Source organism: Actinomadura sp. 7K507 (genome assembly GCF_004348425.1).
GTDB lineage: Bacteria > Actinomycetota > Actinomycetes > Streptosporangiales > Streptosporangiaceae > Spirillospora.
This window is the reverse complement of record NZ_SMKK01000109.1, coordinates 1-23,005: the sequence shown is the minus strand read 5'-3', so window position 1 is coordinate 23,005 and position 23,005 is coordinate 1. Positions and strand designations below refer to the sequence as shown.

General features: G+C 70.0%; 20 protein-coding genes and 1 pseudogene. 14 read left to right on the top strand and 7 right to left on the bottom strand.

Features of this window, described 5'->3' with window-relative positions; all coding sequences use genetic code 11:
- Nucleotides 1–28: 28 nt before the first annotated feature.
- On the bottom strand, nt 29–904 hold the full coding sequence (locus E1285_RS23950; RefSeq protein ID WP_132155738.1) for an LLM class F420-dependent oxidoreductase: 876 nt from the start codon (nt 902–904) through the stop codon (nt 29–31).
- Nucleotides 905–1,223: 319 nt separating this feature from the next.
- Between E1285_RS23950 and E1285_RS23945 the strand changes: the two genes are divergently transcribed.
- On the top strand, nt 1,224–1,802 hold the full coding sequence (locus tag E1285_RS23945) for a dihydrofolate reductase family protein (protein ID WP_132155735.1): 579 nt from the start codon (nt 1,224–1,226) through the stop codon (nt 1,800–1,802).
- Here E1285_RS23945 and E1285_RS23940 read toward each other — a convergent pair.
- Nucleotides 1,784–2,488: a helix-turn-helix domain-containing protein gene (locus tag E1285_RS23940; protein WP_243723005.1), complete on the bottom strand. Its 705-nt coding sequence runs from the start codon at nt 2,486–2,488 to the stop codon at nt 1,784–1,786. The genes E1285_RS23945 and E1285_RS23940 overlap by 19 nt on opposite strands.
- 556 nt (nt 2,489–3,044) lie before the next feature.
- Here E1285_RS23940 and E1285_RS23935 point away from each other — a divergent pair.
- Nucleotides 3,045–3,602, top strand: a complete 558-nt coding sequence (locus E1285_RS23935) for a hypothetical protein (protein ID WP_132155731.1) — start codon at nt 3,045–3,047, stop codon at nt 3,600–3,602.
- A gap of 222 nt (nt 3,603–3,824) precedes the next feature.
- Nucleotides 3,825–4,037, top strand: coding sequence for a hypothetical protein (locus E1285_RS23930; protein ID WP_132155729.1), 213 nt, complete (start codon nt 3,825–3,827; stop codon nt 4,035–4,037).
- A 120-nt stretch (nt 4,038–4,157) separates the two neighbouring features.
- On the opposite strand, the gene E1285_RS23925 is transcribed toward E1285_RS23930, so the two are convergent.
- A complete protein-coding gene (locus tag E1285_RS23925; RefSeq protein WP_132155727.1) occupies nt 4,158–5,054 on the bottom strand; it encodes a hydroxymethylglutaryl-CoA lyase in 897 nt (298 codons plus the stop codon).
- Between the two features lie 115 nt (nt 5,055–5,169).
- Between E1285_RS23925 and E1285_RS23920 the strand changes: the two genes are divergently transcribed.
- The 10 genes from E1285_RS23920 to E1285_RS23875 all read left to right on the top strand — a co-directional run bounded on the left by E1285_RS23920 (nt 5,170) and on the right by E1285_RS23875 (nt 18,313).
- On the top strand, nt 5,170–5,814 hold the full coding sequence (locus tag E1285_RS23920) for a GntR family transcriptional regulator (protein ID WP_132155725.1): 645 nt from the start codon (nt 5,170–5,172) through the stop codon (nt 5,812–5,814).
- A gap of 48 nt (nt 5,815–5,862) precedes the next feature.
- Nucleotides 5,863–7,086 (top strand): CoA transferase, encoded by a 1,224-nt coding sequence (locus E1285_RS23915; protein ID WP_132155723.1) that lies wholly within the window; start codon nt 5,863–5,865, stop codon nt 7,084–7,086.
- 25 nt (nt 7,087–7,111) lie between these two features.
- On the top strand, nt 7,112–9,187 hold the full coding sequence (locus tag E1285_RS23910) for a hydantoinase/oxoprolinase family protein (RefSeq protein WP_132155721.1): 2,076 nt from the start codon (nt 7,112–7,114) through the stop codon (nt 9,185–9,187).
- On the top strand, nt 9,187–11,091 hold the full coding sequence (locus tag E1285_RS23905; protein ID WP_132155719.1) for a hydantoinase B/oxoprolinase family protein: 1,905 nt from the start codon (nt 9,187–9,189) through the stop codon (nt 11,089–11,091). Before E1285_RS23910 ends, E1285_RS23905 begins: the two co-directional genes overlap by 1 nt.
- Nucleotides 11,088–11,792: an isochorismatase family protein gene (locus E1285_RS23900; protein WP_132155717.1), complete on the top strand. Its 705-nt coding sequence runs from the start codon at nt 11,088–11,090 to the stop codon at nt 11,790–11,792. Before E1285_RS23905 ends, E1285_RS23900 begins: the two co-directional genes overlap by 4 nt.
- Nucleotides 11,793–11,932: 140 nt before the next feature.
- On the top strand, nt 11,933–14,047 hold the full coding sequence (locus tag E1285_RS23895) for an MMPL family transporter (RefSeq protein WP_132155715.1): 2,115 nt from the start codon (nt 11,933–11,935) through the stop codon (nt 14,045–14,047).
- A gap of 27 nt (nt 14,048–14,074) precedes the next feature.
- A complete protein-coding gene (locus E1285_RS23890; RefSeq protein WP_132155713.1) occupies nt 14,075–14,851 on the top strand; it encodes an IclR family transcriptional regulator in 777 nt (258 codons plus the stop codon).
- Nucleotides 14,852–14,953: 102 nt separating this feature from the next.
- Nucleotides 14,954–15,898, top strand: coding sequence for a PDR/VanB family oxidoreductase (locus E1285_RS23885; RefSeq protein ID WP_207946769.1), 945 nt, complete (start codon nt 14,954–14,956; stop codon nt 15,896–15,898).
- Between the two features lie 18 nt (nt 15,899–15,916).
- Complete coding sequence (locus E1285_RS23880) at nt 15,917–17,119, top strand: cytochrome P450 (RefSeq protein ID WP_132155709.1); 1,203 nt, start codon at nt 15,917–15,919, stop codon at nt 17,117–17,119.
- Between the two features lie 54 nt (nt 17,120–17,173).
- Nucleotides 17,174–18,313 carry a mandelate racemase/muconate lactonizing enzyme family protein gene (locus E1285_RS23875; RefSeq protein ID WP_132155707.1) on the top strand — a complete coding sequence of 380 codons (1,140 nt, stop codon included), beginning with the start codon at nt 17,174–17,176 and terminating at the stop codon, nt 18,311–18,313.
- Between the two features lie 49 nt (nt 18,314–18,362).
- On the opposite strand, the gene E1285_RS23870 is transcribed toward E1285_RS23875, so the two are convergent.
- From E1285_RS23870 to E1285_RS23855, 4 genes are all read right to left on the bottom strand, one after another.
- On the bottom strand, nt 18,363–19,481 hold the full coding sequence (locus E1285_RS23870) for a methyltransferase domain-containing protein (RefSeq protein WP_165966730.1): 1,119 nt from the start codon (nt 19,479–19,481) through the stop codon (nt 18,363–18,365).
- A complete protein-coding gene (locus E1285_RS23865) occupies nt 19,478–20,443 on the bottom strand; it encodes an MvdC/MvdD family ATP grasp protein (protein WP_132155703.1) in 966 nt (321 codons plus the stop codon). The genes E1285_RS23870 and E1285_RS23865 overlap by 4 nt, the downstream gene beginning before the upstream one ends.
- 2 nt (nt 20,444–20,445) lie before the next feature.
- Nucleotides 20,446–20,727, bottom strand: coding sequence for a hypothetical protein (locus E1285_RS23860; protein ID WP_132155701.1), 282 nt, complete (start codon nt 20,725–20,727; stop codon nt 20,446–20,448).
- A gap of 451 nt (nt 20,728–21,178) precedes the next feature.
- Complete coding sequence (locus tag E1285_RS23855) at nt 21,179–21,646, bottom strand: ATP-binding protein (RefSeq protein WP_165966729.1); 468 nt, start codon at nt 21,644–21,646, stop codon at nt 21,179–21,181.
- Between the two features lie 487 nt (nt 21,647–22,133).
- Between E1285_RS23855 and E1285_RS23850 the strand changes: the two are divergent.
- Nucleotides 22,134–23,005: pseudogene (locus E1285_RS23850) on the top strand (hypothetical protein); the annotation flags it as partial.

The following is a 23,005-nucleotide window of genomic DNA, read 5'->3' as shown; positions in this document are numbered from 1 at the left end:
GGGACCGCAGCGCCGCCCGTGCGCTCGCTCAACCCCGTGCGGGTCTATGGATCGAAAGGCCGAACCGACTGGCGAACGTGGACATCTCGTCTCGCTGCTGCTCTGGTTCGGAGGCGGTGGTGCTGACGACGATGCGGGTCACGCCTTGCGCGGTGAGTTCCTCGACCCGTTCGGCTGTGATGTCCAGCGTCCCCCAGCGCGTGTACTCGAGAGCCGCCGGATCGCGACCGGCTTCGGCGGCGGTCGAGCGGGCGAGCCGCAAGTGAGCCGCCCGCTCGTCCGGGGTGAGGGAGCCGCCCGGAAAGTAACCGTCGCCGTACCGTCCGGCCCGGCGGGCGGCCGCCAGGCTTGAGCCGCCGACATGGATCGGCAGCTCGTCGCCTCCGAAGGGCTTGGGAAAGCTGCACAAGTTCTCGAAGGAGAAGAACTCCCCGGCGAAGCCGACTCCGTTCTCGTCCCCGGCCCACAGCAGCCGCAGCACCTGGATCGCCTCGTCGGCGCGTCGGCCGCGGGTGTGGAAGTCGACCCCGACCGCTTCTGCCTCGCCCGGAAGCGTGCCGAGGCCCACGGTCAAAAGGCGCATCCGGCCTTTGGACAGCCGGTCGATGGTCGCCAGGCGCTTGGCGAGCGTCACCGGATGGTGATACGGCAACAGCAGGACGCCCGTGCCGAGCAGGATCCGGTCCGTGGCCGCAGCGACGAAGTTCAGGCAGTCGAGCGGGTCGCCGAAGGGCAGCGACGGAGGGAGCGTCATCGGGCCGACCTGCGCGCCGGGATAGAGCGCGATGTGCTCGGGGAGGTAGAGCGCCTCAAAGCCGCACTCCTCGGCGTGCCGGGCGTAGCCGGTGATCCGGTCGGGGTCCACACCCAGGACGGGCGTGCTGTAGCTGATCGCGAATTTCATGTTGGTCCCCCGGTCCACCATGTGATCAGGCCGAAACCCTGATCACGGCCGAGGAGACGCTATCCCTTGACACCGGCGTCAAGGTCAAGCGCCGGGCGCACCACCATGGGCCGACGAGTACGGTGCCGCTCCAGGGGCCCCGCCGTCCGTGTGAGAGCGCTGGTCGGACGACCCGGTCAACGGGCTGCTGACTGACGGCAGCCGGGCCAAGATGGCCTGGTATGCGCGCTGGACCCGGTGTCGATTTCGTCCAAGACGGTGCCGCGTCCGGGTTCTAGTGTGGGCCCGTCAGTTCGCCCGATCTCCAGGAGAGAGTGCTATGCGTGAGTTGGTCTACACCGGTTTCATGTCACTCGACGGTGTCGTGGACTCCCCCGGCGGCGGGCCGGGGGAGGAGCACCGCAGCGGCGGCTGGGTGTTCAAGGACCTCGAGTTCGTCCCGGACGCCTGGTCGCTGAAGGGCGAGGAGCTCGCGGACACGACGGCGCTGATGTTCGGACGCCGCAGCTACGAGGCGTTCGCGGCGGTCTGGCCCGGCTCGGAGGACCACGCCGACTACAAGGAGCTGCCCAAGTACGTGGTGTCGACCACGCTGCCCGACGACGCCCTTGTCGACGGGTGGGGGCCGACGACGATCCTGCGCTCGACCGAGGACGTCGCCGCGCTCAAGGAGGGCGAGGGCGGCGCGATCTTCATCCACGGGAGCGCGGAACTGGCCCGGCGGCTGTCGGACGCGGGCCTGATCGACCGGTACAACCTGCTCGTCTTCCCCGTACTGCTCGGTGCCGGCAAGAGCCTGTTCGGGCGGTCCGACCGCGACAAGCACATGCTGAAGCTCCGGGAGTCGGAGAGCTACCCGAACGGGATCCTGAAGCTGGTCTACGGCGTCGAGCGCTGATCGAGGTCGAGGCCGATCGCACCGCCGCCGCCCTTGCGCAGTTGCCCGACGGTCCGTCCGACGTAGGAGCGCAGCGCCCGTGCCAGGTGCGGTTCGTCGAAGTAGGCGAGCTTGGCGACGACGGCGGCGGCCGGGTCACCGGCCGCCAGCAGCCCCGCCGCCGTGCGAGCCCGCTCGATCTGCCGGATGGCGCCCCGTGTCAGCCCGGTCGCGGCGCGGAACCGGCGTTCGACCGTGCGCCCCGAGACGTCCGGGCGGTGACCCCGCAGCACCTCGGCGACGAGCGGGTCACCGACCACGATGCCGGCCCGGACGAGACGCTCGACCAGGGCCTCGGCGTCGTCGGGGCCGGGCGTCTCCCAGCGCGCGCCGTCCAGCCGGAACGTCCGGCGCGTGGTGTCGGGAAGCTCGACGCCCGCGTCGACCAGCGCCGGCGTGGGCACGACCCGCAACGAGGTGCCGACCGCGAACTCGATACCCGTGAAGTTCGCGCCCTCCGGCACCGGCGCCGTACCGGTGCGGGTCTCGGGACCGGTGATGCTCGTGTACGCCCGGCCGTCCTGCTCCCAGAACACCAGCCCCCAGCGCACCCCTGCCACGGACGTCATCTCCGTGACCTGCTCGCTCGTGCAGGTCCAGACGGTGTCAATCCACGGCGAGTCGGACTCCCGTGCCCCGAAGCGCATTTCCACGAACGCAGAATACGCCGCGCCGTGGCAGCCACCCCCTGCCGGACGAGCACCCGGCGGTCGGTCAGGTGCCGGCGAACCAGGTTCCGAGACTGTTTGCGAAGTTGCAGGATCACTGTCGTCGGCAGCGAATCTGGCGGCCGCCTGATGGCGATGCGCGCCCTGCTTGGACCTGGGACGCGGGGAACCTACGTGGGGGACGGTCCGAGCCCGACGCGCTATGCCCCCGTGTGCCGGTCTTCGCAGACTGGGGTCTTGCCCTCCACGCATCAACGATGTACTAATGGACAGTACGGACGTACTAGAATTTGATACATGCCTGCGAAGGAGATCCTTGCCGCCATACGTGCGGCCGTCGAAGCGGGATGGCGGACGCCGGACGATGAGCCTGGAGGGAGTGCACACGTGTACAGCAAGTTGCGCTGCCCGGGTGGGCGAGGATGCTGCCCACAACTGCATGTGTACGGGACGCCGCGTGTGCCCGAGCGTGAGGCGGCGAAGATCTACAGGGCGATCGCGGGATGTCCGGCCAGTGGATGAGGGGGAGCGCAGCGTGAACGAGTACTGGTTCGACCTTGAGGTCGCGGGGCCGGTGACCGACGAGCACGTCGGCCGGCTGGCCGAAGTGATCATTGACCGGTTCGGCGACGGCGTTGACGCCACCGTCCAGGCTGATGAGCGAGGCGGGGTCGTGATGTTCTCCCGCGAAGCCGAGGACGTCGCCGAGGCGATCATGTCGGCGATCGCCGATGTCCGGGAAGCGGGCATGGCGGTCACCGGTGTGGACGGCGGTGACCTCGTCGCCGTCGAGACGATCGCCACCAGGGCGAAAGTGACCGTCCATGCGGTCCGGCATTGGGTCGCCGGTGTGCGTGGGCCCGGTGGTTTCCCCGAGCCGGTCAGGCAGCGGCTGTTCTCGTGGGCACAGGTTTCCGAATGGCTTGTCCGGAACAAGCTCGGCCAGGTGGATCACGCCGCCGTGGAGGCCGCCCGCGCCGCCACGTTCTTCAATGCGTTGCTCACCGCTGACCGGACGGTGGACGAGGTGGTCCCGAGGCATCGGCGGGCCGAGCTGGCGCGGGTCTCCACCCGTCTGGCGGCCTGCGGCTAGAAGGACGAGTTGAACGTCTGGAACCCGTGACGAAGCATGCCGCGTTGGCCGGGGCTTTGGCGTTTCGGTGTGGCGTGGCCTGGTGGTCGATCAGGACGGCGTCGAACTGGTGGCGATCTTCGGGCATCTCAGTATGTGTGGCGCTTCGTGAGGGGGCTGCTACTCGAAGGGTGCGAGCAGAGGGAACCCTGCCCGGTGGAGACAGAACAGAGGAGGTCGGCCATGGCTGAGCGCAGTTCGCGCCGCGCGGTCGTTGTCAGCGTGTTCGTGTTCGTGGTCGCTGCCGTTCTGGGGATCGGGCAATTGCTGGACATGATCGCCTACGACGCTTCTCTTCTTACTGCGATCGCGTCAGGGTTCGGTCTCTTCTGCGCCGTCGTCACGAGCATGAAGCACCTCGGGAGGCGCGGTGATTCAACGGCGGATCGTGAATGACCCCACGATCCGGTTGGCCGGCCAGCCTCCCAGCGTGGAGAAGCCGGACGGTTGCGGGTAGTGCCGCAGCCGCTGACGACGAGACCGAGGCCGTGTCGACCGGTCTCGGTCGCGCTGGGGTTATGCGGGGAAGGGGCCGGCGCGGCCTAGGAGGGCTTGGACGGGGTTGTCCAGGCGGTCGGATAGCCAGGCGGCTGTTTCGGTGACCGTGTTCATGTCGATGCCGGTGTCCATGCCTGTGCGGGCCAGCATGTACTGGAGGTCTTCGGTGGCTATGTTGCCCGTCGCGGCGGGGGCGAAGGGGCAGCCGCCGAAGCCGCCGGTGCTGGAGTCGAGGGCGCTGACGCCGTGGTCCAGCGCTGCCATCGCGTTGGCGTAGCCGGTGTTGCGGGTGTTGTGGAAGTGGCAGCGTAGGGGGATGTCCGGGGCGATCTCCCTGGCGCCCTCCAGGAGGGTGCGGACCTGGGCGGGGACGCCCACGCCGATCGTGTCGGCGATGCAGATCTCGTCCGGTGGCTCGTTCTCGGTGATCCGGCGGATGATGTCGAGGACCTTGTCGGCGGGGACCTCGCCCTCGAACGGGCAGCCGAACGCGGCGGCGAGGGTGACCGAGCGGTAAAGCCCGGCTTCGCGGGCCTTCTTGGCGATGGCGGTCCAGTTGGCGACACCTTCCTCGACCGTGCAGCCCTGGTTGCGGCGGCTGAACTCGTCGGTGGAGACCACTACGACGTTGATCTCGTCCACGCCGGTCGCTAGGGCGCGGTCGAGGCCGCGCGGGTTCAGGACGAGCCCGGCGTAGCTGACGCCGTCGACGCGGGGGACGCCCTCCATCACCGCTTCGGCGTCGGCCATCTGCGGTACGCGCTTGGGGTTGACGAAGCTGACGGCCTCGATGCGGCGCAGGCCGGCGGCGATCGAGCGCTCGATGAGGCGCACCTTGTCGGCGGTCGGGAGGATCGCGGCCTCGTTCTGGAGCCCGTCCCTGGGCCCCACCTCGATCACTTCGACACCAGCCATCGGGCGCTCCTTGTATGCAATCTTTGGGTGATATGACGAATTTACTCAGGTCACAGCTTGTGTCAAGCTCCCCTGATTGCTTATGTTGCATGCAATCGACTCGGAGGAGGTTCGGATGGTCCGAGCCGTGGACCGTGTCTACACCCGGCTGCGCAGCGACATCCTGGACGGCGTCCACCCGCCCGGGGCGCGGATCGGCGAGGCCGAGCTGGCCGAGGCCACCGGCGCCAGCCGGACACCGGTCCGGGAGGCGCTGCGCAAGCTGGAGGTCGAGGGCCTCGTCGAGATTCTGCCGCACCGCGGCGCGCGGGTTCCAGGCTGGACGCCGGAGGACCTGGAGGAGATCTACGAGCTGCGGATGCTGCTGGAGGGCGCCGCCGCCCGGCGGGCCGCCACCCGGATCGAGTCCGCGGACATCGACCGGATGGCCGGGCTGTGCGACCTCATCGAGCGGGCCGCCGAGCCGGGTGACGGGCAGGACCTCGACCGGGTCGCCGAGCTGAACGCCGAGTTCCACGGCATCGTCCGGGTCGCGGCCGCCAGCGGCCGGCTGGTGTCGATGCTCAACTCCGTCACGCAGCTTCCGCTGGTGATGCGCACGTTCCACCGCTACTCGCGGGACGACCTCGACCGCAGCTTCGCCCACCACCGCGAGCTGGTCGCCGCGCTCCGCGCGGGGGACGGCATGTGGGCCGAGTCCGTGACGCGGGCCCATGTGCTCGCCGCGAAGGCGGTGCTCATCCGTGCCGCGCAACCTTGAGCCGGGCCTCCGAAGCCCGGCCGAACAGAAGAAACGAGGACCCGCCAGATGTCCACGCAAGACGGCGCCGCTCAGGACGCCCGAGGCCCGCTCTCCGACCTGCGCGTCGTGGAGATGGGCCAGCTGCTCGCCGGCCCGTTCTGCGGGCAGCTCCTCGGCGACTTCGGCGCCGAGGTGATCAAGCTGGAGTCGCCGGGCGCCGGTGACCCGATGCGCCAGTGGGGACGGGAGAAGCCGCACGGCAAGTCCCTGTGGTGGCCGGTGGTCGCCCGCAACAAGAAGTCGGTGACCTGCAACCTGCGCACCGCCGAGGGCCAGGACCTCGCCCGGCGGATCATCGCCGAGGCCGACATCGTGGTGGAGAACTTCCGTCCCGGGACGCTGGAGCGCTGGGGGCTGGACTTCGAGAGCCTCCGCGAGGCCAACCCCGGGCTGATCCTGGTGCGGGTGTCCGGTTTCGGGCAGAGCGGCCCGTACGCGCCGCGCGCCGGATACGGCTCGATCGGTGAGGCGATGGGCGGCATCCGGTACGTGACCGGCGACCCGGGCAACGCGCCGTCCCGCGCCGGGATCTCGCTCGGCGACTCGCTCGCCGCCGTGTTCGCCACCATCGGCACGCTGGTGGCGGTGCACAGCCGCACCCGCACGGGACGCGGCCAGGTGGTCGACTCGGCCATCTACGAGGCGGTGCTGGCGATGATGGAGTCGCTGCTGCCCGAGTGGTCCGTGGCGGGTTACCAGCGTGAGCGCACCGGTTCCGTCCTGCCCAACGTGTCGCCCAGCAACGTCTACCCGACCGCGTCCGGCGAGATGATCCTGATCGCCGCGAACCAGGACACCGTGTTCGGCCGGCTCGCGAAGACGATGGGACGTCCGGAGCTGAGCGACGACCCGCGCTACGCGGGCCATGCCGCCCGGGGCCGGAACATGGACGAGCTGGACGAGATCATCTCCGCGTGGTCGGCGGGGTTCGAGACCCCCGCGCTCCTGGAGACCCTGCACGAGGGCGGTGTCCCGGCGGGCCGCATCTACACCGCGAAGGACATGTTCGACGACCCGCACTTCGCCGCCCGCGACGCTATCGTGCGGCTCGCCCACCCCGACTTCGGCGAGCTGCCGATGCACAACGCGTTCCCCAAGCTCAGCGAGACCCCCGGCGCGGTGCGGCACGCCGGCCCCGGGCTCGGCGAGCACAACCAGGAGGTGTACGGCGGCCTCCTGGACCTGAAGCAGGACGAGATCGGCGCGCTGTCGGAGCGCGGAGTCATCTGACCCTCACCACAACCGGGAGGCCAATATGGGATATCGCCTAGGCGTTGATGTGGGCGGCACGTTCACCGACGTGCTGCTCGTGGACGAGGAGACCGGAGTCAGCCATCGGGCGAAGACGGCCTCAACCCCGGCGGACCAGTCCGAGGGCGTCCTCAACGGCATCCGCAAGGTGTGCCGGGACGCCGGGATCGACCTGACCGAGGTGGCGCACGTCCTGCACGGCACCACGGTCGCGACGAACGCGATCTTGCAGGGCAGGGGGGCGCGGGTCGGCCTCGTGACGACCGAGGGGTTCCGGCAGGTCCTCCAGATCGCCCGGTCGTACGTGCCGGGCGGCCTGGCGGGCTGGATCATCTGGCCGAAGCCGGAGCCGCTCGCCCGGCTGGAGCACACCGTGGAGGTGCCGGGGCGTATCGCCGCCGACGGCGGCGTCGTCACCCCGCTGGACGAGGACCGCGTCCGCGCCGAGCTGCGCAGGCTGGCCGGCGGCGGGATCGAGGCGCTGACCGTCGCGCTGATCAACTCGTACGCGAACGACGGGCACGAGCGGCGGGTCGCCGAGCTGGCGGCCGAGGTGCTGCCCGGCATCCCGGTGTCGCTGTCCAGCCGCGTCCTGCCGGAGATGCGCGAGTACGAGCGTACCGTCACGACCGTGGCCAACAGCTACGTGCAGCCCGAGGTGTCCCGGTATGTCAGCAATTTGGACCGGTCCCTGACCGGCAGCGGGATCACCGCGCCGCTGTCGGTGCTGCGCAGCGACGGCGGGCTGACCCAGGCCGCCAAGGCCGCCGAGGACCCGGTGGCGCTGCTGCTGTCGGGTCCCGCCGGCGGCGTGACGGGGGCGGTGTGGTTCGCCGAGCAGGCCGGCCACCAGGACTTCCTCACCTTCGACATGGGCGGGACGTCCACCGACGTCGCGCTCGTTCTCGGCGGGAAGCCGCGGATCGGGCGGGAGACCAGCGTCGGCGACCTGACCGTCCGCGCCACCAGCGTGGACGTCCGCTCGGTCGGCGCGGGCGGCGGCTCGATCGCGCACGTCCCGGAGCTGACCAAGGCGCTGCGCGTCGGCCCGCAGTCGGCGGGCGCCGACCCCGGCCCCGCGGCGTACGGGGCGGGCGGCACCGAGCCCACCGTCACCGACGCCAACGTCGTCCTCGGCCACCTGCCGCAGGACCTCGCCGGCGGGGAGATCTCGCTGGACGTCGACGCCGCGCGCAAGGCGGTCTCCGGCGTCGCCGACGCGATGGGGCTGCCCGGCGTGGAGGCCGCGGCGGCGGGCATCGTCGACATCGTCAACGAGAACATGCTCGGCGCGCTGCGGCTGATCAGCGTCCAGCAGGGCTTCGACCCCCGCGACTTCGCGCTCGTGTCGTTCGGCGGCGCCGGGCCCCTGCACGCCAACGCGCTCGGCCGGCTGACCGGCTCCTGGCCGGTGATCGTCCCGCCCTCGCCGGGCGTGCTGTGCGCCTACGGGGACGCGACGACCTGCGCCCGCGACGAGGCCGCCCGGACGATGGTGCGCCGGTTCTCCACGCTCGACGACGCCGAGCTGCGCACCGCGCTCCACGAACTCGCCGACTCCGCCGCCGCGCGGCTGGAGGCGGAGGGAGTGCCGCGCGACACCCAGACCCAGAGCTACCAGGTCGACCTCCGGTACCACGGGCAGGGCTTCGAGATCCCCGTCGAGGTGGGCCGCGAGGCCGTCGACGGCGATCTGCTGGCGGAGCTGGGCGCCGCGTTCGACGCCGAGCACAAGCGGCTGTTCTCCTTCCTGCTCGACAACGAGCGCGAGGTGATCAACCTGCGGGTCACCGTCAGCGGCCCCCGTCCCGAGGTCGCCTGGCGCACCCTGTCCGAGGGGACCGGCGACCCGTCCGCGGCGCTGGTCCGCGAGACCGAGGTGTGGATGGACGGCGCGACCACGCCCGCCCGCATCTTCGACCGTTCCAAGCTGCGTGCGGGGGACGTGGTGACCGGACCGGCCATCGTGGTCGAGATGGACTCCACCACCCTCGTGCTGCCGGGGCACGCCGCGACCGTGCACCCCAGCGGCAGCCTCCTGATCCGCCCGTCCAACGATCAGACCAACGAGGAGGGCTGATGGCCGAGATCCTGCAGACCAACACCGAGCCGATCGCCCGGGTGGACATCGACCCGGTCACCCTGGACATCATCGAGAACGCGCTGCGCAACGCGCGGTACGAGATGGACGAGGTGCTCTTCCGCACCGCCCTGTCCCCGGGCATCCGCGAGCAGCACGACGAGTTCCCGCTGATCGCGAACCCGGACGGCAAGATGGTCGTCGGCCAGTTCGGCCTCTCCGTCCCCGACTTCCTGGAGAACTTCGACGGGACGATCGGCGAGGGCGACATCCTGATGACGTCCGACCCGTACGCGTGCGGCGCGGCGATCAGCCACGCCAACGACTGGCTGCTGGTGGTGCCGATCTTCCACGAGGGCCGGCTCGTCGGCTGGGCGTCGATGTTCGGCCACATGTCGGACGTGGGCGGCAAGACGCCCAGCTCGATGCCCGCCGACGCCCGCACCATCTACGAGGAGGGCGTGATCGTCCCGCCCTTCAAGCTGTACGAGGGCGGCGTCCTCAACGAGGCGGCGCTGAACATCATCCTCAACCAGGTCCGGATGCCGGACTGGAACCGCGCCGACCTGAACGGGCTGACCGCGGCCTGCACCACGGCCGCCCGCCGGGTGACCGAACTGTGCGACAGGTTCGGCGCCGAGACGTACCTGTCCGCCCTGGACAACCTCCTCGACCGCAACTACAAGGCCATGAAGGTCCTGCTGGCCACGCTGTTCGAGGACGGCCAGACGCTGGAGTTCGCCGACTACATCTGCGACGACGGCTGCGGCTACGGCCCCTACGAGCTGAAGATCTCGCTGACCCGGACCGGCGAGAAGATCCATCTGGACTTCTCGCACGCCGCGCCGCAGGCCGTGGGGCCGATCAACTACTTCATCAACGAGAACCTCGTCCGGATGTTCTTCGGGATCTACGTGATCACCGTCGCCGACCCGCAGATCCTGTGGAACGACGGCTTCTATCCGCTGATCGACGTGACGATCCCCGAGGACTCGTTCTGGAAGCCGCGCCACCCCGCGGCGCTGAACGCCCGCAACCACGGCATCGGCCGGGTGTTCGACCTGTTCGGCGGGCTCCTCGGGCAGACCAACCCGGAGATCCTGAACGCCGCCGGGTTCTCGTCCTCGCCGCACTTCATGTACTCCGGGCACTACACCTCGGGGGAGCGCGAGGGCGAGTGGTTCCAGCTGTACTCGATCGGGTTCGGCGGGGTGCCGGGACGCCCGGTCGGGGACGGCCCGGACGGCCACTCGCTGTGGCCGTCGTTCGTCAACATCCCCTGCGAGTACCTGGAGTCGTACTACCCGCTGCGCATCGAGCGGTGGGAGACGATCGCCGACTCCGGCGGCGCGGGCCTGCACCGGGGCGGCAACGGCGTGGACGTGGCGTACTGCTTCGAGGAGCCGGGCACGATCGCCATCCACGACGACCGCTGGCTCACCTACCCGTGGGGCGTGAACGGCGGACGCCCGGGGGACCGGGGCCGCAAGTGGATCGACCGGGCCGACGGCACCCGCGAGGTGCTGCCCAGCAAGATCCACGACGTCACCGTCGCCCCCGGCGACGTGCTGCACTTCGTCACCTGGGGCGGCGGCGGATGGGGCGACCCGCTGGCCCGTCCCGCCGATCTCGTCGCGCTGGAGGTCCGGCGCGGGCTGGTGACCGCCGACGGCGCCCGCGACTACGGCGTCGTCTGCACCGCCGAAGGCGAACTCGACGAGCAGGCGACCGAGCTGCTGCGGGCGAAGATGAACGGCGAGCGGACGGAGATCCCCGTGTTCGACATGGGCCCGCCGCTGGAGGAGATCCTCGCCCGCTGCGAGGAGGAGACGGGCCTGCCCGCGCCCAGCCCGCCCGTCGACGTCCGCTCCGCCGCCGCCCTGGGCGGGGGCGGCCGCCGATGAGCGGGGAGGCGGCTACGAGCGGGGAGGCGGCTTCGAGCGGGGAGGCGGCTTCGAGCGGGGAGGCGGCGAAGGACCTCGCGGAGGACTACCGTGGCTCCGGCTTCGGCGCGAGCCTCGGCTGCGGTAAGTCGCCCGCCGTGCTGGTCGTCGACCTCGCCCGCGCCTACCTGGTGGACGGCTCGCCGCTGCGCGCCCCGGTCGAGGACGCGGTGGCCGCGTCCGTCAACCTGATCGAGGCGGGACGGGCGGCCGGCCTGCCGGTGCTGTTCACCCGGGTTGTCCTGCAACCTGGCGGCGCCGACGGGGGACTGTTCGCCCGCAAGGTCCCCGCGCTGCGCGTGTTCGAGGAGGGCAGTCCCCTCGGTGACTTCGCCGAGGGGGCCGAGCCCGAGCCGGGGGAGACCGTGGTCACCAAGCAGTACGCGAGCGCCTTCCACGGGACGTCGCTGGCGGCCACGCTGACCGCGTCCGGCATCGACACCCTCCTGATCTGCGGTCTCACGACCAGCGGATGCATCCGGGCGACCGCGACCGACGCCCTGCAGAACGGGTTCCGTCCCCTGGTGGTGGACGAGGCGTGCGGTGACCGCGACCGCCGCCTGCAAGAGGCCAACCTGCTCGACCTGCAAGCCAAGTACGCCGACGTCCTCTCCCTCGACCAGGCCCTCACCACGATCAAGACAGCGACCTCGGAGTCCTGACGCAGGAATCCTGACGCAGAAAGAAGCGGCCGTCCCCGAAAACGGGGGGCGGCCGCTCCGTCATGACGTGCCCAGGTTTCAACGTCCGGTTGCGGGAAATCCACGAGAGCGCCCGCCGCTACTCGACCGACTGGGAAGGTATGTCCGCACCACGAGCCGCCCGCTGGATCGTTCCCGTCGTCCTGGTCCTCGTCTGGCTGGGCATCGGCGGCACGCTCGGACCGTACGCGGGCAAGCTCGGTGAGGTCGCCACCAACGAGCAGTCCTCGTTCCTGCCCAGCAGCGCCGAATCGACGCGGGTACTCGAGCAGCAGAACGCGTTCCAGCAGGAGAACACGACCCCCGCCATCGTCGTGTGGGAGGCCCGCGACGGCCGCATCACACCCGACCAGCGGGAGGCGGCCGGCCGCGCACTGGCCTCGCTCCAGGGAAGCCCGTTCATCTCAGGGCCCGCCTCCCCCGTCATCCCGTCGGAGGACGGGGCAGCGCTGAGCGGTGTCGTGCAGGTCAGTTCCGAGGCCGGCGAGGAAAGCCCCAAGATCGTGGACCGCATCCGCGAGGCGGCGGAGCAGGTGCCGGGGACCGGCGCTCATGTGGGCGGGCCCGCCGCCACCCAGGCGGACTTCTCCGACGCCTTCGCCGGCATCGACACCCTGCTCGTCCTGGTCGCCCTCAGCGTCGTGCTGGTGATCCTGCTGCTGGTCTACCGCAGCGTCCTCCTCCCCTTGCTGATCATCCTCGGTGCGGTGTTCGCCCTGGGGTTCGCCAGCGCCATCGCCTATTACCTGGCCAAGAACGACCTGGTGACGGTGGACGGCCAGGTGCAGGGCATCCTGTCGATCCTGGTGATCGGCGCCAGTACCGACTACGCCCTGCTGCTGTCCGCCAGGTTCCGGGAGGAACTCGCCCTCGGCACCGACCGGCTGCCGGCCGTGCTCACCGCGTGGCGGCGGTCCGCCGGAGCCATCGTCGCCAGCGGCGGAACCGTGGCCCTCGGCCTGCTCGCCCTGCTGCTCAGCGACCTGTCCAACAACCGGGCCCTCGGACCGGTCGGAGCCCTCGGCATCGCCTGCGCACTGCTGAGCGCGCTCACCTACCTGCCCGCGGTACTGGCCCTGCTCGGCCGCGCGGCGTACTGGCCCGCCCGGCCGCACCCCGACCGGCCGGGCTCCTCCAGGCACGGAGTCTGGGAGCGCATCGCGCGGCTGATCGACCGCCACCCGCGCCGCATCTGGGCGGGCTGCCTGATCGTCCTGCTCGCGGGCGCCGCGTTCATGCCCCAGCTGCGCACCGACGGGGTACCGCTGAGCGAGACGTTCGTCGGCGAGGCGTCCTCGGTGACGGCGCAGGAGGTTCTCGACGACCATTTCCCCGGTGGTTCGGGCAACCCGGCGATCGTCCTCGCGGACGCGTCCGCGCTGCCGCAGACGATCTCGGCCGCCGAACAGGTCCAGGGCGTCTCCGGCGTCCGTCCCCGCATGGCGGAGGGCGACCGGCCCCTGGTCGTGGACGGTCGTGCCCTGGTGGAGGTCACGCTGAGCGGCACCGCCGACAGCGACGCCGCCCGGCAGACCGTCGACCGGCTGCGCGACCGCCTCCACGGCGTCGCCGGCGCCGACGCGCTCGTCGGCGGCTACACCGCCCAGCAGGTCGACACGCAGGCCGCCGCCGAACGCGACCGCAAGGTCATCGTCCCGGTCGTCCTCGTGATCATCGTGGGCATCCTCATCGCCCTGCTCCGCTCGCTGGCGATGCCGGTCCTCCTGGTCGCCACCGTCGCGCTCAACTATCTGGCGACCCTCGGCGTCGCCGGGCTGGTCTTCCAGCACATCCTCGGCTTCACCGGCACCGACCCGTCGGTGGCGCTGTACGGCTTCGTCTTCTTGGTCGCGCTGGGGGTCGACTACAACATCTTCCTGATGACCCGTGCGCGCGAGGAGTCGCTGCGGCACGGGGTCCGCAGCGGCGTCCTGCGCGGCCTCACCGTGACCGGCGGCGTCATCACGTCGGCGGGCGTCGTGCTGGCGGCCACCTTCGCCGCCCTCGTGGTCATCCCGCTCGCGTTCCTCGTCCAGATCGCGTTCATCGTGGCGTTCGGCGTCCTCCTGGACACCCTGCTGGTGCGCTCGCTCCTGGTCCCCGCTTTGGTCCGGGACGCGGGCCCGACCGTCTGGTGGCCGGGCACCCTCTACCGCCGGGGACGCGAGGCGAAGCAGGTCCGCGAACTCGAACAGCCCGTCCACGTCGGCCGGTAAGGGGACCCGCCATGGGACGATGGCGCCGTGGCCAGGTCGTCCAGCGGAGAGTCCGTCCTCACCCGCGTGGTGCGGATCCTGGACGCGTTCGGCCCCGACTCCCGGGTGCTGACGGTCGGGGAGATCGGCCGCCGCGCGACGCTGCCGCCCGCGACGGCGGCGCGGCTGGTGAACGAGATGACCCGGCACGGGCTCCTGACCCGCGACGGCAGGCACGGTATACGGATCGGTACCCGCATGTGGGAACTGGCCGAGCGGGCGTCCCCGATGCAGAGCCTCCGTGAGGCAGCCCTCCAGTACATGGGCGATCTCCAGTCGGTCGTCGGCCATTCCGTGCAGCTCGGGGTGCTGGACGGCGACGAGGTCCTGTTCGTCGAGCGGCTCACCGCACCGGACGCCGTCGTCAACTTCACCCGGGTCGGCGGACGGCTCCCGCTGAACGCCTCCTCGTCCGGCCTGGTCCTGCTCGCCCACGCCGACGCAGCCTTCCGGGAAAGGATCGTCAAGGGGGAACTGCCGTCCTACACCCCGCGCACCATCGGCGACGAGCGGACGCTCCGCGCCGAACTCGCGGAGGTGCGGCGCCGGGGGTTCGCGTTCTGCCCCGGCCACATCCATCCCGACGCCACGGGGATCGCCGTGCCGGTGCGGCAGGACGGAAAGGTCGTCGCCGCGCTCGGCCTCGTCGTCCCCAACGACGACGCCGCATGGACGCTGACCCGGCCTTTGCAGCTCACCGGCCTGGCCCTCAGCCGCGCCTTGAACGCCGCCCAGGAGCCCGTCCCGCAGAGGCCCGGCATGTGACCGGCGCCACGAAAGTCCTCTCATTGAATGAGAAACCCCTCGTCGGCTGAACCGCGTTCGGCCGATCCTCGGATTCCGCCCCCCAGTCCGAGGAGTACGGCGATGGACACCGCGGTGGAGCTGCGGGTGACCGGCAAGACGCCGGTGGCCGACGGCGTCGTGGCATTGACCCTGGCGCGTCCCGACGGCGGCCGGCTGCCCGACTGGACGCCCGGTTCCCACGTGGACCTGGTGCTGCCGGGCGGCCTGACCCGCCAGTACTCGCTGTGCGGGGACCGCTGGGACGCCCGCTCCTACCGGGTCGGCGTCCTGCGGGAACGCGACGGCCGGGGCGGGTCCGCCTACGTCCACGACGAGCTGCGCGAGGGCGACCCGGTCGGCATCGGCGGGCCGCGCAACAACTTCCGGCTGGTCCCGGCCGATCGCTACCTGTTCGTCGCCGGCGGCATCGGGATCACGCCGCTGCTGCCGATGATCGTCCAGGCGGAGTTGCTCGGCATCGAATGGCGGCTGCTGTACGGGGGCCGCACCCGCACGTCCATGGCCTTCCCGGACGAGCTGCGCCCGTACGGCGACAAGGTCACCATCGTTCCGGAGGACGAGCACGGCCCGCTGGACCTGCCCGCCTGGCTGCCGGACCCCTCGTCCGGCACCAAGGTGTACTGCTGCGGCCCCGCCGGCCTGCTGGACGCAGTGGAACGACGCTGCTCCGGCTGGCCCTCCGGCCTCCTGCGCACCGAACGCTTCATCGCCGCGACACCTGGGACCGGCGCCGTCGACGGCGCCTTCGAGGTGGAACTGCGCCGCTCGGGCCGGACGCTGCACGTCGACCGGACGCAAACGCTCCTGCAAGCCCTGGGCGAGGCGGGCGTCCCGGTGCTGTCGTCCTGCCGCCAAGGGCTGTGCGGCACTTGCGAGACGACCGTCCTGGACGGCGTCCCCGACCACCGTGACTCCCTGCTGGACGAAGCCGAACGCGCCGCCGGGGACTGCATGTTCGTGTGCGTGTCCCGTGCCGGGAGCGAACGACTCGTCCTGGACCTGTGACCTCCGGAGGACATTGCGATGACCCCCCTGCCGCCCACCCTGCCGCCCGCCCTGGACATCGACCCGTTCGCCGCCGAAATCCTCCGCGACCCGCTGCCCATGCAGGACGACCTGCGCGAGGCCGGACCCGTCGTGCACCTGAGCCGCTACGACGTATACGCGCTGGCGCGCTACGAGCAGGTCCACGCCGCACTGACCGACTGGCAGTCGCTCCAGTCGGCCGCCGGGGTGGGGCTGGCCAACTTCCGCTTCGAGGAGCCGTGGCGGCCCCCGAGCCTGCTGCTGGAGGCCGACCCGCCCCTGCATGACGCGCCGCGTGCCGTCCTGTCCAAGGTGCTCGGTCCTCGCGCGCTGCGCCGCCTGCGGGACGCCTGGTTCGCCGACGCCGAGGAACTGGTCGAACAGGTGCTCGCCGAACCGTCGTTCGACGCCGTCCCCGCCCTGGCCCAGGCTTTCCCCCTGCGCGTCTTCCCGGATGCGGTGGGGCTACCGCAAGAAGGCCGGGAGAACCTCCTTCCCTACGGCGACCACGCCTTCAACGCCTTCGGCCCGCACAACGAACTCGTCGCGAAGGGCGCGCCCCGCGTCCCCGAACTGTCCGGATGGGTCGCTGCCCAATGCGCTCGCGAGAACCTGTCCGCCGACGGCTTCGGAGCCCAGATCTGGGCGGCGGCCGACAGGGGCGACATCACCCATGACCAGGCGCCCCTCATCGTCCGCTCCCTGCTGACGGCCGGGGTCGACACGACCGTCCACGCCCTGGGTGCCGTGCTGTACGCCTTCGCCGCCAACCCCGACCAGTGGAAGCGGCTCCGCGCCGACCCGAGCCTGGCCCGCGTCGCCTTCGACGAGGCCGTCCGCTGGGAGTCGCCGGTGCAGACCTTCTTCCGCACCGCCACCGGCGACATCGACATCGCCGGGACCACCGTCCCGGACGGCAAGAAGATCCTGATGTTCCTCGGCGCGGCCAACCGCGACCCGCGCCGCTGGGGCGCCCCCGACGCCTTCGACCTGACCCGCGACCCGTCCGCCCACGTCGGCTTCGGCATGGGCCTCCACCAATGCGTCGGCCAGCACGTAGCCCGTCTGGAGGCGGAGGCCGTCCTGACTGCCCTGGCGACCAGACTCGAACGCATCGAACTGGCCGCCGACCCCGAGCGCCACCTGAACAACACCCTCCGCGCCTGGTCCTCGATGCCCCTCCGCGTTCACCGAGCCTGAGGGCTACTGCACGGTTGTGTAGGCTACTACGCAATAGTGCAGTATGGAGGTTCCGTGAAGATCACAGACGTTCGGACGGTGCTGCTGACCGCGCCGTACGGGATCGAGGGCACGCACACGCGGCGGCGCAGCGCGGCGTTCGTCGAGGTGGAGACCGACGAGGGTGTAATCGGGATCGGCGAGACCTACGCCGGGGTGTACGTGCCCGAGCTCGTGCCGGGGATCGTCGAGCTGTACAAGCAGGTCCTCGTCGGACGAGACGTCAACCCCACCCGGCTGTACCGCGACTGCTACTGGGTAACCGGCTACTGCGGCCGGACGGGCCTGACGGTGATGGTGCTGGCGGGCATCGAGTGCGCGCTGTGGGACGCGCTCGGCAAGCACCGTGATGCGCCGCTGCACGAGCTACTGGGCGGCGCGGTGCACGACCGGCTGCCGCTGTACGCGTCCGGTGGAGTCCCGACGCTGAGCCGCGACCAGCTGGCAGCCCAAGCCGCGCAGGCACGGACGGACGGCTACCGGGGGTTCAAGATGCGCGCCAACCCCGTCGCCTACCAGCCCGGCATTGAGGCCGAGCGCGTCGCGCTGGTGCGCGAGGCGCTGGGCCCGGACATGCTGCTCGCGGTGGACGCCGTGCAAAGCCTCAACACCAGGCCGTGGTCAATCAAGCAGGTGCTGCGACTGCTGGACGCGCTGGCCCCCTACGACCTGGCCTGGGCCGAGGAGTTCCTGCCTCCCCTCGACCCTGAGCCCTACGCCGAGCTGCGCGGACGCACGTCCACGCCGATCTCGGGCGGCGAGGGCATCACCACCGCGGCCGTCTTCGAGCAGTGGCTGCGGGCGGGCGCGTTCGACATCGCCCAGCCGGACCCGACGATCATCGGCGGCATCGGCGAGGCCAGGCGGGCGTGTGAGGCGGCAGCCGCCCACCATGTGCAGGTCGCCATGCACGTGTGGGGGTCGGCGCCCACCATCACGGCGAACTACCATCTCGGCTTCACCCAGTCCAACTGCGTCATGCTGGAGCGCCCGGTCATGGGGAACCCGCTGGAGACCGAGATGCTCGCCGAGCCGCTGGACGTCCAGGACGGGCATGTCTCGCCCCCACGCGCGCCCGGCCTCGGTGCGGTGCTGACCGACGAGATCAAGGCCAGGTTCCCCTACGAGCCCGGCAGCGCGAGCATGTTCGGCTGACGCGCGTCGGCGCCGGACCCCACGACGGGCCCAGGGTTCGCCTGTGTCGTCACACCAGCCGAGTCGGCTCGTCCAGCCACAGTTTGTCGCCCTCGGGAGTGACCGTCAGCCCGAACCGGTGGACCCCGGGGCCGTCATGACGCACCCACCATTCGAAGGCGTCCTCCAACTCGTCCCACAACAGGCGGTCGCCGTACTGGGTGACCTCGTAGCGGTCGTCTCCGGGCTCCCAGTCGCACGCGGCCCATGGCCCGTCCGGATCGCCGATCTCGAACAGCAGCAGGGAGAAGGACCCGTCGTCGAAGTGCTTCTCCCAGAAGACCAGACCCGGCGACAGAGCCACGGTGGCGAGACGGAGGCCCGGTCCGGCTTCGAAGACGGTGCGCGGATCGAGCGCGGTCGTCGTCACCTCGGCCTCCTCGTCGTGGTGGACGCGCCATCGCAATTGCGCGCGATGGGAGCGCAGCATCATGTACCCGGCCGGTCCGTGGAACCGCCCGTACGCGCCGTCGGACGTCGTTGTCAGCCGCGTGAGCAGGCCATGGTCGCGAAGGGGCTGCCACGGCGCCACGATGACACCGCCGGGGCGGGTCTGCTCCACCCAGGTGAAGGGGATCTCGGCGACGGCTGCGGTCGCATGGACGCGGTCATAGGGCGCGTTGTCCGGGAACCCTGCCCGGCCGTCTCCCACGACTACATTCGGTGAGAACCCGGACTCCGCAAGGTTGGCTTCGGCTCGCTTGGCGATTCCGGCGTCCACCTCGATGGTCGTGACGTTCTTCTCCCCGACGCGCGCAGACAGGACAGCGGCGGTGTATCCGGTACCCGCACCGATCTCAAGGACGCGGTCCTGGTCGCGGGGCGCCAGCAGCTCTAGGCATTTGAAGGCGATGCTGGGTGCGGAGAGCGAACTGGACGCCATCCCGTCCGAGATCTGCAACGGGTCGCCTTTGCCGCCTTCGCGCTGGGTGATGATCGAGGCGTCGGAGTAGACGGCGCGTAGCCATTCGTCGGGACGGGCCTGCCGGTCGATCGGGTAGCTGGGACCCTCTTCAGGGCAGGCCAGGCCGACGTCCGGGACGAAGGTCTCGCGCGGTACCGCCTGCATCGCCCGCAGCCACTCCCCGTCGATGCCCAGCGAGGCGGCTAGTTCCTCGGTTTTGTTCATTTGCCCTTTTCCAGTAGGTCGGCCATGGCCGAGTAGATCGCGAGCCCGGTGGTGTCGGCGATCCATCCGAACTCGCCGCGCTGGTTCACCTCCAGGAACACCCACCGGCCCGAGACGTCGTGAATCAGATCGAACGCCCCGTACACCAGGCCGAGCCGTGCCATCAGGCGTAGCAGCTTGACCCGAACGTCGAACGGCAAATGGATGACGCTGTAGGACAAGGCGTCGTAGTCCGAGCGCCAGTCCTCCTGTGCGGTCGTGCTCGTGGCATCGATACGCACCGCGAACACCTCGGCACCGATCACGGTCACGCGGGCTTCGAAGGCCTTTGGGACGCGCTCTTGGAGCATTTGAGCCGTGCGTCCGAACGCCGGGTCGAGGAGGCTTTCCCGGTCGGTGACAGGGGCGGTGTAGAGGATGCGAACCCGTCCTTCGTCGGCGTGGACGACGCCGTCCAGGGGCTTGTAGATGATGGGACGCCGAAGTTGCGTCGCCCAGTCGTACGCGATGCGCGCATCCGAGGTGATCAGAGTCTCGGGCACCGCCAGCCCGACCCGCGCCGCCTCGGCGAGCTGAAGTGGCTTGTACTCGGCGCGTGCCGCCGCCACCGGATCATTGACCCACAGGCAATCCTTGAGCGCGGTGAGGACGCCGCCGAATCCACGGCGAGCTTCACCGTAGGCGAATGCTCGCTCGGGTGAGGACATGCGGGCGTCCATCACGAACGGAGTGATTCCCCGCTGCCATACAGCGCTGATGCCGGCCAGCTCGACGTCAAGGCCGTCCAGGTCACGGATGCGTCCAGTCCAGGAGGACGAACCGTTCAGTTGGGCGCCCATCGACAGCCGTGAGGGGAAGTCGGACGGGTTCACCTGCGCCACGCTGGTTCCGCGTCCACGCAACTCGGCGGCGACCCGTTCGGCGACCTTGTCACCGTCGCGGGCCAGCATCAGCACCGTCATGGTCAGTCCTTCGCCTTGTCCTCAGGGTTCTGGCTGTCGCCCTGGCCGCCGGTGGTGTACTCGGAGGTGCCCTTGTCGTGCTTGCCCGCACGCGGCACAACGAGGAACCGCAAGCCCCAGGGACGGGCCTCGGTTGCGGCGGCGTCGATCTGGGACGCCTGGTCCAGGCCCGGGTCCATGGGGAAGATGTCCCCGACTCGGAAGGCGAGTCCGCGCGACTCCCCGTCCGGCGAGTGCGTCACGGGGTCGAGCAGCTCAGGCCGCTCGATTGACTGAGTGGACATTGCTTTCCCTTTCTGGCAGCACGACGGCCGCCGGATGATTGCTCCTCCACGAGCGGGAGCTTTTGGTGAGGACGGCCGCAACCGGGTTGGGTCGGGCCGGTACAGGCCACGGCCCCGGAACATCGTGTCCAGGGGGTTCGCCCTCCGCAGGGGGTGTCGGAGGGACGTGACGTTCTGCCTCGGGGCCGTGGGGTTCAGGTGGCGGCAGGCCGGTCGATGGTCTGCTCTGCCAGGTGCCGAAGCGACTGCGACGCAGGGGCGGGTGGCGGTGCCGCTCTGCATTCCGGATGGCGATTGAGAGTGAAAGAGTGTCCGGCGCGGTCACCACGAGTGACTCGGTGCTCCACATCGCCCAAGCGGTGAACTCCCGGCTGTACGCGCCCCACACCACCGCCCAGCCGGGATGGTTGCCTTCCGCCCACCGGGCGAGCTCCGTACCGTCCGCCATGAGTCACGACCTGGAGGAAAGGACGTGGCGGACGGCGACATCGGCGGCCGGCCCGCCCGTGGCGCACCTTGCCCACAACCACTTCCCGTGCGGTGCGGTCGGGGTTACGCCCCAGCTCTCCGACAACGCTTCAACGATCGGGAGCCCTCGTCCACGGGTGAAGGCGTCATGTCCGGTGTCGAGCGCCGCAGCGTCCGGCGCCGCCTCCTCGCCGGTCACCCCAAGGGGAAGCTTGCGCACCGGCCTGACGTCGGAGGAATCCCAGACCTCGAGAACCACAGCGTCCGGCTCCCCGGTCAGCCGGACCCGGATCTCCTCCCGCCCCGGAGCGTGCTGAACCGAGTTGGTGACCAGCTCACTGGCGATCAGCTCTACATCGTCACCGACCCCGTCGAGCCCCCACGCGGCGAGCCGGGACGTCACCAGCCCGCGAACCTGCCCCGGCACCGTCCGCACCGCCCGAAACGTCATGTCCAGCACCAAGGCTGTCCCCGCACCCGCGCCCACCGCGCCGCCGTACATCACGACCACCGCGCGATCTGCCGGAAGACGGAGTCCGCCGTTGGTTCCCTCAGGAGCCGCCCAGCGGAAGAGGAGCGGAGGAAGGGGGCGCGAAATGAGCCGGACATTTTGGACTGATCAGTGTCGTGTGATGTAGCAAAATCCATGGGAGTCGATCCTCTGGGTCAGGGACGGCATTCCGTGGAACCGCTGCTACTCCATCGCGTTATATGTCACATTCATAGTGGCCACGTTGCGGCCCACACCTGGCCCCCACCCGACGGAGTTGTTGACCATGCCTACTCCAGCAGAATTTCCCGCCCGATTGAAGGCTGCCAGGGTTGAGGCCGGGTTGTCCCAAGATGAGTTGGCACAAGCGGTATGCGCCTTGACGGGTATATCGTCGGTGACTCGCCACGAAATATCCCGCTATGAGCGTGGAGTGCGGAGACCCACGGTGTGGCTTTCGCCGCTCGCTAAAGCCCTGGGGGTCGAGGTAAAGGAGTTGGTTGGAGCACCTCTACCTGCCGGTGGACAGGTGGTGGATGAAGCCGATGCGCTGCTGCAGCGGTTCTGCAATTCCCGAGCCGTAGACCCTGAGCTAGTCACATTGCTGGGTCGTGAGACGAACACCATCCGCATGATCGACCGTCGTCTAGGAGTTGTTGCGACGAGTGGCAAACTGAATGCCCACATCGAGCAGGTAGAAGCAGCCCTTCGATACAGCATCCGCAACCACATCCGTTCGGCCTTGGCCGGGACGCTTGCCGAGTCGCGCACTCTGGCGGCATGGCAGGCCATCGACGCTGGGATGCCCAGCCTCGCCTGGAGACACTTTGAGGAGGCGAAGACGGCTGCCAGGGAGGCCAATGATCCAGCTCTCCTGGCGCATGCCACGGGGGAGCAGGCGTACGTCCTCTCAGATCTTCGGCTCGCCGATGACGCCCTTCAACTCGTCTCCAGCGCGTACACCGAGGCCCTTCCGGCTCGGCTTCGGATCTGGTTGGCGATGGCGAAGGCGGAGATGGCGGCGTGCGCAGACGATGAGCGGACGTGCCGTGAGAGCATCTCTGATGCGGACGAGATGGTCGCGCACGCCGAAGACGATCCCGCTCTTCCGTTCGTCTTTGTGGAATCTCCTCACCTGATTGTCAACGGCCGTTCTGAACTCCCCGTGGGCGGCCTTGAGATCTCCCCGCTGGTGTGCGGCTCCAGAAGATCTTGGACAGATCGGTTCCAGGACACGCTTGACGGGTCCGGGAGATGGTTGACGGTCTCAGGAGATCGTGGACGTGGCCGTCCCAGTCGTTCTAGCGCCGGTACTTGGTG

What these genes read in the sequence shown, in the direction of transcription:
- E1285_RS23855 (WP_165966729.1), bottom strand. Translation starts at nt 21,646, where the DNA reads ATGACGTTTCGGGCGGTGCGGACGGTGCCGGGGCAGGTTCGCGGGCTG.
- E1285_RS23910 (WP_132155721.1), top strand. Translation starts at nt 7,112, where the DNA reads ATGGGATATCGCCTAGGCGTTGATGTGGGCGGCACGTTCACCGACGTG.
- E1285_RS23920 (WP_132155725.1), top strand. Translation starts at nt 5,170, where the DNA reads ATGGTCCGAGCCGTGGACCGTGTCTACACCCGGCTGCGCAGCGACATC.
- E1285_RS23945 (WP_132155735.1), top strand. Translation starts at nt 1,224, where the DNA reads ATGCGTGAGTTGGTCTACACCGGTTTCATGTCACTCGACGGTGTCGTG.
- E1285_RS23930 (WP_132155729.1), top strand. Translation starts at nt 3,825, where the DNA reads ATGGCTGAGCGCAGTTCGCGCCGCGCGGTCGTTGTCAGCGTGTTCGTG.
- E1285_RS23860 (WP_132155701.1), bottom strand. Translation starts at nt 20,727, where the DNA reads ATGTCCACTCAGTCAATCGAGCGGCCTGAGCTGCTCGACCCCGTGACG.
- E1285_RS23880 (WP_132155709.1), top strand. Translation starts at nt 15,917, where the DNA reads ATGACCCCCCTGCCGCCCACCCTGCCGCCCGCCCTGGACATCGACCCG.
- E1285_RS23900 (WP_132155717.1), top strand. Translation starts at nt 11,088, where the DNA reads ATGAGCGGGGAGGCGGCTACGAGCGGGGAGGCGGCTTCGAGCGGGGAG.
- E1285_RS23870 (WP_165966730.1), bottom strand. Translation starts at nt 19,481, where the DNA reads ATGAACAAAACCGAGGAACTAGCCGCCTCGCTGGGCATCGACGGGGAG.
- E1285_RS23915 (WP_132155723.1), top strand. Translation starts at nt 5,863, where the DNA reads ATGTCCACGCAAGACGGCGCCGCTCAGGACGCCCGAGGCCCGCTCTCC.
- E1285_RS23885 (WP_207946769.1), top strand. Translation starts at nt 14,954, where the DNA reads ATGGACACCGCGGTGGAGCTGCGGGTGACCGGCAAGACGCCGGTGGCC.
- E1285_RS23905 (WP_132155719.1), top strand. Translation starts at nt 9,187, where the DNA reads ATGGCCGAGATCCTGCAGACCAACACCGAGCCGATCGCCCGGGTGGAC.
- E1285_RS23865 (WP_132155703.1), bottom strand. Translation starts at nt 20,443, where the DNA reads ATGACGGTGCTGATGCTGGCCCGCGACGGTGACAAGGTCGCCGAACGG.
- E1285_RS23950 (WP_132155738.1), bottom strand. Translation starts at nt 904, where the DNA reads ATGAAATTCGCGATCAGCTACAGCACGCCCGTCCTGGGTGTGGACCCC.
- E1285_RS23925 (WP_132155727.1), bottom strand. Translation starts at nt 5,054, where the DNA reads ATGGCTGGTGTCGAAGTGATCGAGGTGGGGCCCAGGGACGGGCTCCAG.
- E1285_RS23895 (WP_132155715.1), top strand. Translation starts at nt 11,933, where the DNA reads ATGTCCGCACCACGAGCCGCCCGCTGGATCGTTCCCGTCGTCCTGGTC.
- E1285_RS23940 (WP_243723005.1), bottom strand. Translation starts at nt 2,488, where the DNA reads ATGCGCTTCGGGGCACGGGAGTCCGACTCGCCGTGGATTGACACCGTC.